Here is a 17,402-nt window from a genome sequence, read left to right as displayed (position 1 = left end):
ATAAAGGAGGAAGATCTATGTTATTTACACAGGAAAAGCTGAAGGCGAGACTTCAAGAACTATCAGAATTTAGATATCGAGATAGACAGCGGATTGCTGCTTTTGAAAGTCTTGAGGATTCGGAAGGGGTGACCGGACAACGCCCTGTACTGCCGTTATCCTTGAACAAGGATTCTGGAATCATGCGTTTAGGTGACCGTTGGGAAGGAAGCGATCGATACCTATGGCTGGCTGCCGAGACAGAAGTACCAGAAAGCTGGAAAGATCGTAAAGTACTGGGACGATTTGATTTTGGAAAAACGGGAGGGGGCAATAACTCCGGTTTTGAATCGCTGCTATTTATTAATGGCAAGCCTTATCAGGGAGTGGACAGCAACCACCAGGAAGTATTCCTTCAAGAATATGTGGCCGGTGCGAAGCTGCAGCTGTGCTTCCGGTTATGGTCTGGTATGGGAGGGTACAGTCCAAATACGGTGCAGGAGCATCAGCTTAAGCGTGCGGAGTTGTGCTGGCTCGATGAGGATACAGATGATCTCTACTACACAGCCCGCGCAGCACTAGAGGTGGTTAAGGAGCTTCACGAGCACGCCCCGGAGAGCTCCCTGCTATTATCTGCGGTGGATCAGGCCTTCCTGATGCTTGACTGGTCGAATCCAGGATCGGAGGCTTTTTATGATTCTACAGCTGCCGCGGCGTCTCAATTACGCAAATCGGTGGAGAAGCTGCCCAAGCATCATCCAGTTTCGGTTCGATGTATCGGGCACACCCACATTGATGTCGCATGGCTGTGGAGACTTAAACATACACGGGAAAAGGCTGCTCGCTCCTTCTCAACCGTACTTCGTTTAATGGAAAAGTTTCCGGATTACGTATTTCTCCAAACGATGCCGCAGCTCTATGATTATATTAAAACGGATTACCCGGATATTTACGAACAAATTAAAGAGCGGGTCCGAGAAGGACGATGGGAAGCCGGCGGCGGGATGTGGCTGGAGGCCGACTGCAATCTGACAAGCGGGGAATCGCTTGTACGTCAGCTTTTGTACGGGACTCGTTTTTTAAAAGAGGAATTCGGCGTTGAATGCACTTATTTATGGCTACCTGATGTATTCGGCTATAGCTGGGCGCTTCCGCAAATACTGCGCAAATCAGGTATTGCTACGTTCATGACGACCAAAATTAGCTGGAATCAATACAATCGGATGCCGCATGATACGTTTCATTGGCGCGGTATCGACGGTACGGAGATATTGACCCATTTTATTACAACTCCAGATAACGCAGGGGGTTGGCTATATACGTATAATGGTGAAGTGACTGCACGGACGGTGAATGGAATATGGGAAACATACCGTGACAAGCCTATTAATAAAGAACTCCTCCTATCCTATGGTTATGGAGATGGGGGAGGCGGTGTGAACCGAGACATGCTGGAGCTGAGAAGAAGACTGAATGAATTGCCGGGCGTTCCTCAGGTGACGACAGGAAGAGTCGATGAGTACTTCGAAACGCTGCAGCAGACGGTTGCTGAAACCAAAGAATATGTTCATACGTGGGATGGGGAGCTGTATTTGGAGCTGCACCGGGGAACGTATACAAGCCAAGCTTACAATAAGAAGATGAACCGCAAGTTGGAGCTGCTCGGACGAGAAGCGGAATGGATGGGGGTCATGGGCAGTTTGATGCAGGGAGATTGGTCCGTGTATGCCCAGAAGGAGCTAGCGGAAGCTTGGAAAATTGTGCTGCGTAACCAATTCCACGATATTATTCCTGGCTCCTCCATCCAAGAGGTGTATGAGGATTCGCGAGTTGAGTATGAAGAGGCCGAGACCTTGATACAGAAAGCTTATTTACAAGCTGCAAAGGAGCTTAGCGTTAACACAAATAAGCAAGAACAAGCGGTAACCATATGGAACAGTTCAGGCTGGGAGCGCAAGGGACTTGTCTTTATTCGAGATAAGGATTTACAGGAACCTTCGGTGAATGGTTTTTGGCAGGATAATTCAGGTAAACTGCTCGTGAGCCAACGTGATGAAGCAGGCTGGTGGGTATTTGCGGAAAGCGTTCCTTCGATGGGCCATTCCACGATTCGATTTGTCGCAGACAGCAGTGTATCAACGAGTAAAAGTAAAGAGAAACCATTTATTATTGGCAACCAAACTATGGAAACGCCGTTTTACAAGTTGCAATGGGATGAGAGCGGCCAATTGACTTCCGTATGGGATAAAACTGTTTTGCGCGAAGTGCTAGCTGAAGGTGCCAGAGGTAATGTTTTGCAGGTATTTGAGGACAAACCGAAGGGACGTCATGAAGCGTGGGACATTGATATTTTTTATACGCAAAAAATGGAGGAAATTCGTACATTGCAATCGGTTGAGGTCGTCGAGAATGGAGCTCTTCGCGCGGTCGTTCGCTTTGTATGGAGCTATAAAGCCTCAACTCTTGAGCAGGAGCTGATTGTGTATGCACATTCTCGGCGTATTGATTTCAAGACGACAGTCGACTGGCATGAGCAGCGCAAGCTCTTGAAGGCTGTATTCCCGGTTGAAGTGCGCTCTACCGAGGCGACGTATGATATTCAATTCGGTAACGTCAAGCGGCCAACTCACTGGAATACGAGCTGGGATTACGCAAGGTTTGAGGTTGTAGGGCATCAATGGGCTGACTTATCGGAACGCGGGTATGGCGTCAGCCTGATGAACGATTGCAAATATGGCTACGACATCAAGGATAATGTAATGCGTCTTACGCTTCTGAAATCGGCGATGGTGCCTGATCCTCAAGCCGATCAGGGTCATCATGCCTTTACTTACTCCATTCTGCCGCATGCCGGAGATTGGTTGAACGGCTGCACGGTAGAAGAAGCATGGGATTTGAATGCTCCACTACAGATCCAGGCAGGTGTAACGAATGCTCCTAGCTCATTGTTCCGTGTGGTGGGCGGCAGCGTTCACATCGATGCCGTGAAACAAGCGGAAGACGGAGGTCGAATCGTGCTGCGCTTCCATGAATTTGCTGGGCAGAGAGGCACGGTAGAGCTAACTAGTGACTACGACGTTCGCAGCTGGCAGGAGAGCGACTTGATGGAACGGCCGATAGGCGATCCTAGCAGGGAACCGATACTTCGGCTGCCCTTGAAGCCGTATGAGATCAAAACCTTCCTTATTGATATTTAATTTCTGGATATAAAGAAACCACCCCGTCCCTTGATGAGCAGGATGCCTTCATGCTCAAGGAAACGGGGTGGTTTTGCTTTTGTTTATTAATTCTGTGTCAGCTGCTTGACTAAACGTTTGGCCGTGCCGGAAGGCGTCTCAATCGTCTCGTAAACATTAATAATCAGCTGTTTATCGAACTGTTCGGTTTTAATATTAGTGAAGCTGATTTTTTGATTTCCGCTTATAAGCTTCTCTGTTCCCGTAAAGCTTGCGGAAGTGGAGCCGAGTATGCGTCCTTGTCCATCGACCAGATCGAATTCCATTTTGGAGAAGTTCTGATCCACAATGACAGGGTCCTTACGAGTGATGTCCAGGTCCAGACTTAATTGGTATACGTATCCGTTGTTATATAAGGTTGCGATGCTATAAGCATCAAAGGATACGTCAAACGGATAGAAGCTGATTACCTTGTCGGACGACTCGCTTTGAACAGCAACCTGGAATGAACCGATAGAAAGCTTATTCGGAGCTGCCGATTTTGGATCAATCACATTCAATGCGAGACTTTGACCGGTTACATCGGTCGGGATCAAATAAGAATAGCTTACAACATAGCTTGTGTTAGGCATGATTGTTGTTGCCGTGGAAGATTGCTTCACTCCGGAGAACGAATCGCCCCAATCATTAACCAATTCCGTTCCGATATCTGGAATGGCTAGCGTTCCATTGCCTTTGTTCGTAATTTTATATTTTGCGATGGCTGTTTTGTAGCCATAATCTGTATTTTCGTGCATATGAAGCTCAACAAGTGAAATTTCCAGGTTTTTGTCAATTAGACCGTTCGGCGCAAGAGAAAGCGGTGTACCAAGCTGATAAGGCTTCGCTTGTACCAGTGCGCTGTTCGTTTGCTGGATGTTTTTCAGGTCGATGATCATCACTGGATAGCTGTTGGCGTTCACCGTGCTGGTGCTGTTTTTGGTGGTGGAACTATTGTTAGTATTGCTAGAGCTGCTCGTGTTTGAATTCGTTGACTCATTGGCTCCAGTTGTTGTCGTTTTGGAACTGCTAGAGCTGTTGCTATTACTGGAGCTCGAATTGTTAGAGTTCGTGCTTGAGTTAGAGTTAGAATTACTGGACGACGAGCTGCTTGCAGACTCCATTAGGGCTAACTTAACTATAGAAGGATCGACTCCGCTTGGGACTAGTACGGAATAATTAAAGGTAGCCGACTGATTAGGCGCTAAAAATCCGGTTGTTATAGATTTATCCTGTACCGAAGCAGCCAACGTCTCTGAATCTAGCAAATACGTTGCTGTTAAGGCAGGAAGCGCTACGACTTCGTTACCATCATTACGTACTGTAACGGAGTTTTGAAGCAGGATGCCATCATTCTGCCGAGTAGATTGTGCCTGATCCGCTTTGATTTTCAAACCTTTATCCATACCATATAATGAGTATGGCTGCTCTGTTCCGAGTGGGACGGTAGCTGTTGTTCCGGATAATGGCACACTGCCAGCTATACGATCCACGGAGTCCTCCGAATAAAAGGCTTCGAGAACGAACGGATTAGGATCAAATGAGCCAGGTACCGGTGTACGGAGTCTCAGCTTTGTCAGCTTATCAGGGATCAATGTGTCTTGGCCTGTGTTAACTATGGATGCCGTATAAGTCAATGAATCTGCGCCTTTAAGCCGGAATTGCAGTCCGGAAGGCAATTGGAAGTTGGATGAGCCTGCATTTCTTACGTACAAATCGGTGAACAAATATTGGACACCGTTCTCGGTAACCGGAAAACTTTGGCCGAGTCTCATCGCCACCAAGGAATCTTGGCTGTACGAGGAATCCACATCCTTTAGCGAAATGAGCATCAATTTGGCCGGATCAAGCTCGTTGGATACAGAGGAGGAAACGGGTAGCTCACCAATGGTTCGAGTAAAGGTGGGAGATCCGGAGTCCCAGGCAAACAGCTGAACCTTCAAATTTTGGACCGAAGCTGTTTTACCCGTCTGAGAGACAAAGCTGAACTGCTGTTCTTGTCCTGAGTTGACCCGAGCGTTTTGCTTGCTTGTCAGCTTCGCCGGGAAGCTGTTTCCTTGCTCATCTACAATTTGGACTCCATAGCCGTTAAAATCTACCGCACCGCCGCTGCCGTTGTGCATTTTGATAGAAAATTGCAACGCGGAGGATTCAGCACCAGCAGTGAAGGTGGCATTTTCTAATGTAAAATAAGTGTCGTTTGCTATAAACACTCCCGCTTTACCGGCAGAGGCCAAGGGGACGTTGGCCATTAAGGCGGTGCAAACGGCGAGCGTACATAATAAAGTTGTTTTTCTCGCTCTAAACGATTGCTTTTTCTGATTGGATTTCAACAGAAATCTCCTCCCATATTTCGTTATCTCTAGCGTTAGTTAGTCGGTGCGAAGAGCATCGATCGGTCGAAGCTTGGAAGCTTTATTGGCAGGATATAATCCGAAGATCATGCCGACACCAACGGAGAACAAGAAGGAGTACAATCCCACCTGGAATGAAAGCACGGTTTCCTGTTTCGGGTTAAAGTGCGGCCAAGCCAGCGCCAATCCGCTTCCTAGGAGGAGACCAATGATTCCGCCCAAACCGCTAATGACTGTCGCTTCAATGAGAAATTGCATCAAAATATTGCGACGCTTCGCGCCGATGGATTTACGAATCCCGATCTCCCGAGTCCGTTCGCTAACGGTGACAAGCATAATATTCATAATTCCTATACCGCCGACAAGGAGTGATATGCAGGCGACACTAATTAACTGGTTGTTCAAAGAGCTGGAAGCGGCAACTCTTGCTTTCATCAGCTCATCCTGATTGGAGACCTGGAAGCCTGAATCGCTTTTGAATTTGTAAGTCAGATACTGGGTTATCGTGCTTTGAGCCTGTGTAAGCTGCTCTTTAGTCGGAGCTTCCAAATAGGTCGTACGAATGCTTCCGAGCTTAAAGGCACGTTGAGCCGTTACCAAAGGGACGAATACGGAATCATCTAAAGAGACACCTCCGCCAATATTGGAGCCCTTTTCTTTTAGTACACCGGCAATGGTAAAGACGACACCGTCGATGTTAATATCTTCACCAAGAGGATTCAGCGTTCCAAAATACTTTTTGGCAACGGTGCTGCCTAGCACTGCAATCTGATTGCGAAACTCTAGATCAGCGGAAGAAATGAAGCGCCCTGAGGCCATTTCCCCCTTCATAAGCGGCAAGTAATTTTCGTTCGTTCCAACAACCGTATATTTCTCCTGCGTACGATCATATTTAATGTTGGAACTGCCTTTCACAATCGTAGGCGCTATGGTTTGAATTTCCGGAAGCTGCTCCAGCTGCATAAGATCGTCATAAACTAGCTGTGTTGCACGCCCCGTGCCCATGACGTTTACCACGATCAGGTTCGTTCCGAGTGCTTCATACTGTTTCTCGATAGCAGCGGAAGTCCCTTGGCCAATAGCGACAAGAGTGACAACGGAGCTAACGCCTATTATAACACCTAGCATGGTTAGCAGTGTACGCATCGGATTATTGACTACGGTGCGCAATGCCATGGAAATAAGCTCAAGCAATCTCATGTCATCACCTCTACTGCTGGGCTCACCTTGGCAGGCTCCGAGAGGAGAGGACGGAGTCGTTCGTCCTTGAATATAGCTCCATCGCGTATCGAAATAACACGACGGGCATTTTCTGCAATGTGATTGTCATGAGTGATTAAAACGATCGTGTTTCCTTGATCGTTAAGCTTGATCATCAGCTCCAACACTTCGTTGCCGGTTTTGGAATCGAGTGCACCGGTAGGTTCATCCGCAAGAAGGAGCGAAGGGGAAATCGATAATGCTCTGGCAATGGCAACACGCTGCTGCTGCCCACCTGACAGTTCACTTGGTTTGTGATGTCCACGGGTACCCATGCCGAGCATCTCCAACATTTCCTGTGCCTTTTCCCGGCGAACTTTCTTGCTAATACCGGCATATATCATAGGCAGCTCGACGTTCTCTATGGCATTTAACTTAGGCAGCAAATTAAATTGTTGGAAGATGAATCCTATTTTTTTGTTCCTGAACTCGGCCAATTGATTATCGCTCATTTTTTCGGTAGCAACGCCATCCAGAAGATACGAGCCGGAGGTTGGGATATCCAATAATCCGATCGTATTCATGAGGGTGGATTTGCCCGAGCCGCTGGGTCCGACTATGGCGACGAAATCTCCTGTTGCTACCGAAAGGGAGACACCGTTTAATATACGTAATTTTTCGGCGCCACGCTCGTACTCCTTCGTGATGTTCTGTAAATCAATGATAGTATTCATTCCGGGAACCTCCTTTCCACGCTATTGCTTAGCGATTACCGCCACCGCCGCCGCCTTGGAATCCTCCGCCACCACCGGCAGGGAATCCACCACCGCCGCCGCCTTGCTGGAACTGTTGACGTATTCTCTCCACATCGGCTTGTGTAGCATTGGTTGCTTTCTTGGTGACCGGAATGACGACCTTGTCGCCTTCTTTTAGTCCTTCAGTAACTTCGATGTACGTTTTGTTACGGATACCGATCTTGATTTCATGCTTCTCCTCTTTGGTGCCATCTGCATTCATCAGCGTTACGTAGCGCTTGCCTTGCTGTTGTTGCAGTGCTTCGAGCGGTAGGAGAATGATATCTTTTTTGTCCTGAATAATAATTTCAGCAGTAGCTGTCATACCGTTTCGCAGCTCGCCGCCATTTTTAACGGAGATACCGACATCAAAGAATGTAACACCGTTTGTTGTTGTTCCCACGGTGGAAACTTGGTTGACTTCACCCTGAAACACTTTATTGGAGATGGAATCTACCTTGACTGTTGCCTTCATACCCACCTTGATGTTAGGCAAATCCAACTCGTCGACCTGAACCGGAAGCTGCATATAATCAAGGCTTGCTACAGCACCCAATTGTTTGTTCGCTTCAATCTTGGAGCCGACAGGGTAGCTGGCGAGCACATTCGTTTTCTTATTGGCAAAATCCGTAGAGAAAACGCCGTCAAAAGGGGCTGTAATGGTTAACTGATTGATTTTTTCCTGCAGATCGTTAATGTTGATTTTTTGTCTTTCGATAGACGCCTGCTTGTTCAAAATATCGTTTTGAAGCGTGTCATTCGTTATCGAAACGATCAGATCCCCTTTGTTTATGTAATTCCCTGTTTTTACATTCACATTATTAATAATGCCGCTGGCTGCGGATAAAACGCTCTCGATCTTGATGAAGTCGAGCGTTCCTTTGTCGGACGATTGAGCGGTTCTTCCCCCGAGGGAAACGCTGCCCTTGACCTTCATTCCAGAGCCTAAGGTGCCGTCGTTTTTCACGTTTACTTCAACGTCAAGCAGCTTGTTTCCATTGGCATCGCCTTTCGGCTGCTGGCTGACGGATTCTACAGTAGCCGTTTTGGTGAGGTTGAAGCCGTCTACGATTAAATCGATGGTGTCACCTTTTTTTAATTGAACTGCATCCTCCAAAAGGAAAGGCAGCTTCGTCGTTAACGTTGAAATATCGGATATTGTGCCTATCCGACCGTTTTTACTAATATTAGAGCCTGTATCTAAATTGCTTGTTAACGTTAACGTTCCGCTAATCGGTGCGTATACGCTCAGGCTGTTGAGTTGATCGTTGAGATCAGATAAATCCTTTTGTTGCTGTGTTAGAGTGACTTGCGCTTCCTGTAAATTGGATTGCAAGCTAAGATCGGAGATTTCAAACAAGACATCCCCTTTTTTCACCTGCTGGTTCCTTGTCAAATTCATGGTTTTGATAGTTCCGTCAACAGGAGCGATAATATTTTGGACATCCCGCGCTTCGAACTGAGAAGTTCCCGATACGGTGGAAGTGATCGAACCTTTTTTAATCTCCGATACCTTTTCTGTTGTGCTGGCAGCCGGCTTCGTTGCGTTTTTGGACAAATAATAATACGTTCCACCACCGATAAGAGCAAGCCCAATAACAACGGCTATCCATTTTTTACTGCGAGATAATCCCATTCTTGCTTCTCCTTTCTAACATTTCAGCTATTCTACCTTGCTGTTAATTAACTTTAGCAACGGTTTGTGAAAAAAATGTGAATTTAAACTTAATGGCAGATTAAGAAACGGAAAAAAGAATGTCGTACCAAGGAGTATAGTGGGGAAAACGCAAGAAAAAAGCCGAAATCCTGTCGAAGGATACCGGCCTGAATATGAAGCTTCGCTTAGGATTGCTCCTCAAAAAGCTTCTTTAAATTTTGTTGGAAAGGCGCGCGCACGATGCCTTTTTCCGTAATAATCGCAGTTACATACTCGTTAGGTGTTACGTCAAAAGCAGGGTTGTATACTTTAATACCTTGCGGTGCCGTACGCTTACCGAAGCCTTGAGTGATCTCGTCTTCATGCCGTTCTTCAATCGGAATGTCCGCGCCGGTAGGCGTGTTCAAATCGATCGTCGACATAGGGCAGGCGACGTAGAACGGAATGCCGTGTGCTTTGGCCAAAACGGCAACGCTATAGGTTCCGATTTTGTTAGCCACATCGCCGTTGGCGGACACGCGGTCCGTGCCGACGATGACAGCCTGCACCCAGCCCTTGCTCATGACAGCGCCAGCCATGTTGTCACAAATCAGCGTGACATCGACTCCAGCCTGCTGAAGCTCGAACGCCGTCAGTCGGGCACCTTGCAGCACCGGGCGCGTCTCGTCGGCAAACACCTTCAGGTGGATGCCGCGCTCCTGCGCCAGGTACATCGGCGCCAGAGCCGTGCCGTAGCGGGCTGTAGCGAGCCCGCCCGCGTTGCAGTGCGTGAGGACGCCCATGCCGTCCTCGAACAAAGACAGCGCGTGCTCGCCGATGAGGCGGCACGTTTCCTCGTCTTCGCTCTGGATGAGCTTTGCTTCATCCAGCAGCGCTTGCTTCAGCGCTTCCGGCTCAGTGCCGGCGGAAGCGAGTTCTTGGGCGCGCTGCTTCATGCGATCCAGCGCCCAGAACAAGTTCACCGCCGTCGGGCGCGACGTCGCGAGGTATTCGCACTGCTTGACCGCAGCGTCAAGCAGCTCTTCTTGGCTACCGCTCACATCGCGGACACCCAAGTATACACCGTAAGCAGCTGAGATGCCGATAGCAGGAGCTCCGCGTACCGCAAGCTGCTTAATGGCATCCCAAACCTGCTCGGAGGTAGTCAATTCCAGGTAGACGATCTCATCGGGAAGCAGCCGCTGATCCAGAAGGTCAAGACGGTTCTCCGCGGAATTCCAGCGGACCGATTGCAGCCAGTCCGCAGACGTTTGATTTTCTGTTGTACTCATGTAGTTTATCTCCTTTGAATAGCTTCAATCGACATATGTCGATTATTGAACGGCTTTCCATGCGATATCGATCAATTCCTCGATGGAGCTGGCTTGACGGTGACGTTTGATCAATGTCGTACCGATTTGCAGAGCAATACGCTGCGCGCGTTCTTTGGCAGCGGCATCCTCCAGTTTATTGATGTCTGCGACTTGAGCAAGCCCGTGTACCCGGCGAACCGTTTTGCTTCCGGTATATCCAAACGTATCTTGCAGCAGCTGCTGTATGTACCAGTCCTGGTAACCAGCGGTTTTGGATACACGATCCACACCGTGTTCATTCCACAGCTTACGGAACTCTTGTTCAAACACGTTCCATGTATCACGAATCGTGTCCGTTAAATAAGTGCGGTAGTCGTTACGCGATGCTTCATCCTTGCTCCAGCCCTCTTGAGCGGCAAAATTCAGAAGCAGGTTGGCAAATACCGCTCCGATGTCGAAGCCCATAGGTCCGTAGTACGCAAATTCGGGATCGATGACTTTCGTAGAATCCGACTTAATGAAGATACTTCCTGTATGCAAATCCCCATGCAGCAGCGCTTGGGCTTTAGTCAAAAATCCATTCCGCAAAATCGCCACTTCCAAGTGAAGCTCCGAATCGTTCCAGATCGCTTCGACAGCGTCTTGAATAGCAGGAGGAACATCGTTTGTGTCGGCATTCCGGTACGGATCGTCGAAGATAAGATCTTCAGTAATTTTGCACAAGTCTGGGTTGATAAACTGCTTAACCCGTAATTTTTTATCCTGTTGATTCATGCCAAGATCCGATGTGTAAAACAATGTGTGAGCCAAAAAGCGTCCGAGGTGACCTGCGAACAGCGGATAGCGGTTGCCTTCGATCAATCCTCTGCGCATAATGACATGATCGCTCAAATCCTCCATAACGGTCAACGCCAGATCCTTATCATAGACAAATACATGAGGGACAAGGTCCGGACATAGCGACTCCTGGGTCATTAATGCTTCGCTTTCAATCCGTGCACGGTCCAAAGAGAGAGGCCATGATTTTCCGACGACTTTCGCGTAAGGGAGCGCTTGTTTTAATATAATACTTTTGCCGGTGGACGGCTCAGTAATGTGAAATACGAGATTTAAGTTGCCGTCGCCGATTTCCTTGCTGGTCAGCTCGCTCCCTGCAGTGAACAAGTTGGGAATCCCTCTTGCGTATTCCACTGCTTCGGCTTCAGTTAATGCATGATATGAAGACATGGATGTATACTCCTCCTTATGAGTTATTTCCGTAAAACTATCATCCCATAGTATAGCAAATTGTGTGAGGTTGGAATAGAGCTTACGGTAATAATTCCTTATATATTAATCGGAATAATTAGTATTAATTGTAACTTCCTTTTTTACAAAAAATTCATGCTCCGATAATATCCCCAAAATGCTGGTTTTATACAATTTCCATGTGACTATAAACGGCGATATGAATAGGAGGGATTCTTCCAAAATGAAAATCTTATTGCGGTTACTTTGCAGCGCCGCTGCCTTAAGTATCGTCTTGGTTCTAGGGATGTTAGCTGATGAAGAGCAGCCGGTTGCGTCCAATCCAATGAAAGCGAATCAGCATCAGTTCGATAGAATACAGGAGTCGACCAAGCTTTATGTAGATTCCAGTAAATAAAGCCATCTTATCGTGGTTTTAGAAGCAGTCCGTGAGCTTGCGGAGTGCTTTTTTTGCATGTCCAAACGCAGAGAAAAATAATCTTATAAAATTATGGGAAATTAACCATAAAATGAGTAGTTAATGGGGTGGATTGAAGAAAAGTCGAGTCACCGGTTTTCTGCTTGGCATGAGCTTTGTGATGACTTTCGCCGGTTTGGCTTCGCTGCGCAGAAAGGTTTGACTCGGGCGGAAGCTTTGCAGCTTATTCGCAATATGAAAGAGCATGGAATGAAATCTTTACAATAATAAAATACAGCAAAAAAACCTAACGATAACCGCTAGGTTTTTTTGCTCTAAGAGCCTTTTAACCCATTCTGCCGCGGCGGTGCTCGACCAAGTCAATCGCACCTAACACGACATGTGCGAGTCCAAATCCGGCGACTGCCGCTGCAGCCATCGGATATTTACCCCGCAGCGCTACACCTGAAGCCGTTACGGCCGTACCCAATACAGCAGGAATGATTCCTTCTCTCATTGTTCATCCTCCTTGAAGTGAGTTTGTGTACGCAAGTATAGGTTCCTGCTTTTTCGCTTGTTTTATGCCTGGCAACAGTTGCTTGAATGAAGATGTAATCTTATAATAGATGCTTTAGAAGTCTTTTAAAATCTTGTTTTCATATGGAAATGAGATTAAACGAGGCCATATAAGGAAAGGATGGAACATAGTGAGTACCCAACCTATAGCTTTAAAAGAATGGGCTGTAGCGGTAGAAGCATTAAGAAGCGGACGGCAAATTCTCATTATGCGTAAAGGCGGCATTCGAGAGGAAACGAAAAACTTTCAAGTGGAAAGCGACAGCTTCTATCTGTTCCCTACATATGAGCATCAAAAAAAGCATTGGATTAAGAACGATGATCAACCAGAGTTGGACAAGACCTTGGAAAATTGGAGTGTTCAAGATACGGAGGTGACGATTCGTTGTTACGCAGAGCTTGCCGAAGACATATTAGTAGATAGTCAGGAGCGGCTCGACAAATTGTCTGCATTTCATCTATGGACAGATTCTTTTGCAGAGGAAAGATTAAAGTGGAAAAGAACTCAACCTCTGCACGTTATGCTGCTGCGCGTTTATGAGCTTGCCGAACCAGTCCGTCTTCCTATATTAGCCGAGTATAATGGCTGCAAATCCTGGATTCAGCTGGACAGCACTGTGCTGGACCCTATGGAGCGCAAGGCGGTACTAAATGACGAAGATTTCCAAGATGCAACGAGCAAAATTAAATCTGCCTTAGGCTGAGACTTGCTGTGGCTGCCTTTTGATACATAGTGGTATAAAAATGAGCTAAATGGGTCTTTATTGATTTGCCATGGTACGATATAATATAGTAACATTGAGAATCATTGATAATCAATTTAGAATGATTATTAACTAAGAATCACAACATCTAACGATTTATTTCAAATTGGAGGAAGAATAACAATGGCAAATGCACCGGAATTTATTATAGACGGTTTGAAGGCAACTGTCGAAGGCAAAGAAATCTTGAAGGGTTTAAGCTTGAAGATTAAGGGCGGAGAAGTTCATGCGGTTATGGGTCCTAACGGAACCGGTAAAAGTACGCTTGCTTCCACCATTATGGGACATCCGAAATATGAAGTGACTGAAGGCTCTATTTCTTTGAACGGTGACGACGTATTGGAAATGGCTGTTGATGAGAGAGCAAGAGCGGGCTTATTCCTGGCTATGCAATATCCAAGCGAAATCGCAGGCGTAACGAATGCTGACTTCTTGCGCAGTGCCATCAATGCACGCCGTGGGGAAAGTAACGAAATCTCCTTGATCAAGTTCATCCGTTTGATGGAAGCGAAAATGAAAGAGCTTGAGATGAACCCTGAGTTCATGCACCGTTATTTGAACGAAGGCTTCTCCGGCGGTGAGAAAAAACGGAATGAAATTTTGCAAATGATGATGCTTGAACCAAGTCTTGTTATCTTGGACGAGATTGACTCCGGTCTTGACATCGATGCATTGCGTATCGTTGCTACGGGTGTAAATGCTATGCGTTCCGAAGAGCGCGGCTTCTTGATCATTACTCACTACCAACGTTTGCTGAACTATATCAAACCTGATTTCGTACACGTTATGATGCAAGGACGTATCGTGAAATCCGGCGGCCCTGAATTGGCTGAGCGATTGGAGAACGAGGGCTATGACTGGATTAAAGAAGAACTTGGCATTGTTGACGAAACTGTAGGTCAAGAAGAAGAAGAATTCAAAGTTCCTATGAACACGACAGCTCCTAAATACTAAAATAAGTCCACGACGGAGGAATAAATCATGAGTACACAAACCATTCTTCCAATCGATCGGCAAACCATCGTGGAGCTGTCCCAATCGAGACAAGAGCCTGAATGGATGACCAACCTTCGCGCTGAGGCGCTGGAGCTGGCCGGATCGTTGGAATTACCGAAATTGGAAAAAACGAGAATCGACCGTTGGAATCTTCGTTCCTACGGAAGCTATAAAGCGGAAGCGGCTTTGACGACATTGGAGCAGCTGCCTGAATCGGCAAAAGCTTTACTGCAAAATGAAAATCCCGAAAACCTGCTTGTACAAAAAAATGCAAGCATCGTATACCATAAAGCTTCTGAAGAATTGGCTAAGCAAGGCGTTATCTTTACTAGCCTGGAAGAAGCATTGAAGAATCATTCCGATCTGGTGAAAAGCTACTTTGGAAGCGTAGTTGCCAAAGATGAAAACCAGCTTGCAGCACTTCATACAGCTATCTGGAGCGGTGGAGTATTCCTGTACGTTCCGAAAAACGTACAGGTAGATGTTCCGGTTCAAGCCTTGTTCTTGACGGACGACGCGGATACTAGCTTCTCCCCGCATGTACTGATCGTTGCAGAGCAGCATGCAACTGTTACGTATGTAGATAACTTTGTTTCCGAAGGCAATTTGAACAACCTTGTTCAAAATGGCGTAGTAGAAGTTATCGTGAAACCGGGCGCTACAGTTAACTTTGCCTCGGTGCATAACCTGAATGATTCGATCACTGATCTCACTTACCGTCGTGCTGTAGTGGAAAATGATGCTACGATCAACTGGGTCATTGGAGAAATGAACTATGGCAATGCTATGTCTGATACGACATCTATTCTGAAAGGCAACGGCTCCAACTCAGATGCGAAGATCATCTGCGTAGGAACAAACGATCAGAAGCTGAACGTAACGACAAAAGCGGTTCACTTCGGCAAAAACTCCAGCAGTGATATGATTACTCGCGCTGTTATGCGTGACGAATCCACTGCTATCATCAACGGTATTACCAAAATCGAAAAAGCAGCTACAGGCGCTAACGGTCAGCAAACGGAGAAAGTCCTTATGCTTAGCCCGAAAGCACGCGGCGACGCGAACCCGATCCTGCTTATCGACGAGGATGATGTTAAAGCAGGTCACGCAGCGAGCGTAGGACAAGTGAATCCGGATCAAATTCACTATTTGATGTCCCGTGGTATTACTCGTGAAGAAGCACAGCGCCTGGTTATTTACGGATTCTTGGCTCCTGTTGTTTCTGAAATTCCAATGGAAAAAGTGCAATCCCAGCTGCAAAGCCTTGTAGAAAGGAAGCTCGGACAATGAAGACGTCGGAGATTCGGAAACTATTCCCCATCCTACAGCAGGAAGTGAACGGACATCCCCTAGTGTATTTGGATTCCGCAGCCACTTCGCAGAAGCCAGTATCCGTAATCGAAGCCGTCAAACATTATTACGAGTGGGATAACGCTAACGTGCACCGTGGAGTCCATACATTGGGCTCTCGTGCAACGGATGCGTATGAAGGAGCAAGAGAGAAAGTCGCCAAGTTCATCAATGCCCAATCGACGGAAGAAATTATTTTCACCCGTGGTACGACAACGGCTTTGAATTTAGCTGCTTCCAGCTATGCTCGCTCCGTATGCGGTGAAGGCGATGAGATCGTTCTTACACCCATGGAGCATCACAGCAATCTCATTCCTTGGCAGCAGGTAGCCAAAACTACTGGCGCTGTCTTAAAATATATTCCGCTTCAACCGGATGGCTCCATTCGTTTAGAGGATGTGGAGTCGACCATTACAGACCGTGCAAAAGTGGTAGCCATTACCTACGTTTCCAACGTACTCGGAGTTGTCAACCCGGTGAAGGAAATGGCAGCAATTGCACACCGTCATGGTGCCGTAATGGTAGTTGACGGAGCACAAAGCACTCCTCATATGAAAGTGGATGTGCAGGATCTAGATTGTGATTTTTACGCTTTATCTGGCCATAAAATGTGCGCTCCTACAGGAATTGGCGTATTATATGGCAAGAAGGCATTACTCCAGAACATGGAGCCAATCGAGTTCGGCGGCGAAATGATTGACCATGTGGATTTGTACGACTCCACTTGGAAGGAGCTCCCTTGGAAGTTCGAAGGCGGTACGCCTATTATTGCGGGCGCTGTTGGTCTTGGGGCAGCTATTGATTTTCTGGAAAGCATCGGGATGGATGAAGTTTTCCGACACGAGCAGCAGCTGACGGCCTATGCTATCGAACGTATGTCTGAGATCGAGGACTTGACGATATACGGACCGAGAAGTCATCGCGCCGGTACAGTTACTTTTAACCTTGGGGATGTTCATCCTCATGACGTTGCGACAGTATTGGATGCCGACGGCATCGCCGTTCGTGCAGGACATCATTGCTGCCAGCCGCTCATGCGGTGGCTGAATGTTTCGGCTACGGCTCGCGCCAGCTTCTATCTTTATAACACAGAAGATGACATTGACCGGTTGGTGGCTTCACTAATCAAAACAAAGGAGTACTTCGGTCATGCAATTGGATGATTTATACCGCAGAGTCATTATGGATCATTATAAAAATCCGCGCAATCGCGGCACGCTGGATGATGAAGCCGTAACCATCGACTTGAACAATCCTACGTGCGGTGATAAAATTCAACTGCAAATGCAGGTGGAAGACGGTATCGTCAAAGCCGCTAAGTTCGTAGGAGAAGGGTGCTCGATTAGTCTTTCTTCTGCTTCTATGATGACGGATGCTGTTAAAGGCAAAACGCTTGAGGAAGCCTTAGCAATGGCTGAGAAATTTTCTGGTCTCATGAAGGGCGAATCCGTGGAGTTCGAGTATGAAGATATCGAAGCTCTATCCGGTGTGAATAAATTTCCCGCTCGAATCAAATGTGCTACGCTTGCCTGGAATGCGCTTCGCAAAGGAATCGAACAGGCTCATAATAAGCAATAGAC

General features: G+C 47.0%; 14 protein-coding genes. 7 read left to right on the top strand and 7 right to left on the bottom strand.

Going from position 1 to position 17,402, the window contains the following annotated elements:
- Window positions 1-17 precede the first annotated feature (17 nt).
- Window positions 18-3,176 (top strand): alpha-mannosidase, encoded by a 3,159-nt coding sequence (locus tag BP97_RS0105225; RefSeq protein ID WP_028548144.1) that lies wholly within the window; start codon window positions 18-20, stop codon window positions 3,174-3,176.
- An 86-nt stretch (window positions 3,177-3,262) separates the two neighbouring features.
- On the opposite strand, the gene BP97_RS38675 is transcribed toward BP97_RS0105225, so the two are convergent.
- From BP97_RS38675 to mtnK, 6 genes are all read right to left on the bottom strand, one after another.
- A complete protein-coding gene (locus tag BP97_RS38675; RefSeq protein ID WP_051620375.1) occupies window positions 3,263-5,527 on the bottom strand; it encodes a hypothetical protein in 2,265 nt (754 codons plus the stop codon).
- Window positions 5,528-5,566: 39 nt separating this feature from the next.
- Window positions 5,567-6,748: an ABC transporter permease gene (locus BP97_RS0105215; RefSeq protein WP_028548143.1), complete on the bottom strand. Its 1,182-nt coding sequence runs from the start codon at window positions 6,746-6,748 to the stop codon at window positions 5,567-5,569.
- Window positions 6,745-7,482, bottom strand: coding sequence for an ABC transporter ATP-binding protein (locus BP97_RS0105210; RefSeq protein WP_028548142.1), 738 nt, complete (start codon window positions 7,480-7,482; stop codon window positions 6,745-6,747). Before BP97_RS0105210 ends, BP97_RS0105215 begins: the two co-directional genes overlap by 4 nt.
- Before the next feature lie 28 nt (window positions 7,483-7,510).
- Window positions 7,511-9,178, bottom strand: coding sequence for an efflux RND transporter periplasmic adaptor subunit (locus BP97_RS0105205; protein WP_028548141.1), 1,668 nt, complete (start codon window positions 9,176-9,178; stop codon window positions 7,511-7,513).
- Between the two features lie 206 nt (window positions 9,179-9,384).
- Window positions 9,385-10,470, bottom strand: coding sequence for an S-methyl-5-thioribose-1-phosphate isomerase (mtnA, locus tag BP97_RS0105200; protein ID WP_028548140.1), 1,086 nt, complete (start codon window positions 10,468-10,470; stop codon window positions 9,385-9,387).
- A 42-nt stretch (window positions 10,471-10,512) separates the two neighbouring features.
- Entirely contained in the window at window positions 10,513-11,718 is a 1,206-nt protein-coding gene (gene mtnK, locus BP97_RS0105195; RefSeq protein WP_028548139.1) for an S-methyl-5-thioribose kinase, read from the bottom strand.
- Window positions 11,719-11,962: 244 nt separating this feature from the next.
- Between mtnK and BP97_RS40110 the strand changes: the two genes are divergently transcribed.
- On the top strand, window positions 11,963-12,136 hold the full coding sequence (locus BP97_RS40110; protein ID WP_156043144.1) for a hypothetical protein: 174 nt from the start codon (window positions 11,963-11,965) through the stop codon (window positions 12,134-12,136).
- A 346-nt stretch (window positions 12,137-12,482) separates the two neighbouring features.
- Here BP97_RS40110 and BP97_RS0105180 read toward each other — a convergent pair whose 3' ends face one another.
- On the bottom strand, window positions 12,483-12,653 hold the full coding sequence (locus BP97_RS0105180) for a hypothetical protein (protein ID WP_028548138.1): 171 nt from the start codon (window positions 12,651-12,653) through the stop codon (window positions 12,483-12,485).
- A gap of 190 nt (window positions 12,654-12,843) precedes the next feature.
- Here BP97_RS0105180 and BP97_RS0105175 point away from each other — a divergent pair, with 190 nt between their 5' ends.
- The 5 genes from BP97_RS0105175 (at window position 12,844) to sufU (ending at window position 17,400) form a co-directional block, all read left to right on the top strand.
- On the top strand, window positions 12,844-13,416 hold the full coding sequence (locus BP97_RS0105175) for a DUF1802 family protein (protein ID WP_028548137.1): 573 nt from the start codon (window positions 12,844-12,846) through the stop codon (window positions 13,414-13,416).
- Between the two features lie 183 nt (window positions 13,417-13,599).
- Window positions 13,600-14,430 (top strand): Fe-S cluster assembly ATPase SufC, encoded by an 831-nt coding sequence (gene sufC, locus BP97_RS0105170; protein WP_028548136.1) that lies wholly within the window; start codon window positions 13,600-13,602, stop codon window positions 14,428-14,430.
- Window positions 14,431-14,457: 27 nt separating this feature from the next.
- On the top strand, window positions 14,458-15,762 hold the full coding sequence (gene sufD, locus BP97_RS0105165) for a Fe-S cluster assembly protein SufD (protein ID WP_028548135.1): 1,305 nt from the start codon (window positions 14,458-14,460) through the stop codon (window positions 15,760-15,762).
- A complete protein-coding gene (locus tag BP97_RS0105160; RefSeq protein ID WP_028548134.1) occupies window positions 15,759-16,985 on the top strand; it encodes a cysteine desulfurase in 1,227 nt (408 codons plus the stop codon). The genes sufD and BP97_RS0105160 overlap by 4 nt, the downstream gene beginning before the upstream one ends.
- Window positions 16,972-17,400: a Fe-S cluster assembly sulfur transfer protein SufU gene (gene sufU / locus BP97_RS0105155; RefSeq protein ID WP_028548133.1), complete on the top strand. Its 429-nt coding sequence runs from the start codon at window positions 16,972-16,974 to the stop codon at window positions 17,398-17,400. The genes BP97_RS0105160 and sufU overlap by 14 nt, the downstream gene beginning before the upstream one ends.
- Window positions 17,401-17,402 lie beyond the last annotated feature (2 nt).

Source organism: Paenibacillus sp. UNC451MF (genome assembly GCF_000686845.1).
In the GTDB taxonomy this organism is placed as follows: domain Bacteria; phylum Bacillota; class Bacilli; order Paenibacillales; family NBRC-103111; genus Paenibacillus_S.
The sequence above is the reverse complement of the archived record's forward strand: the minus strand, read 5'-3'. Positions and strand labels throughout refer to the sequence as shown.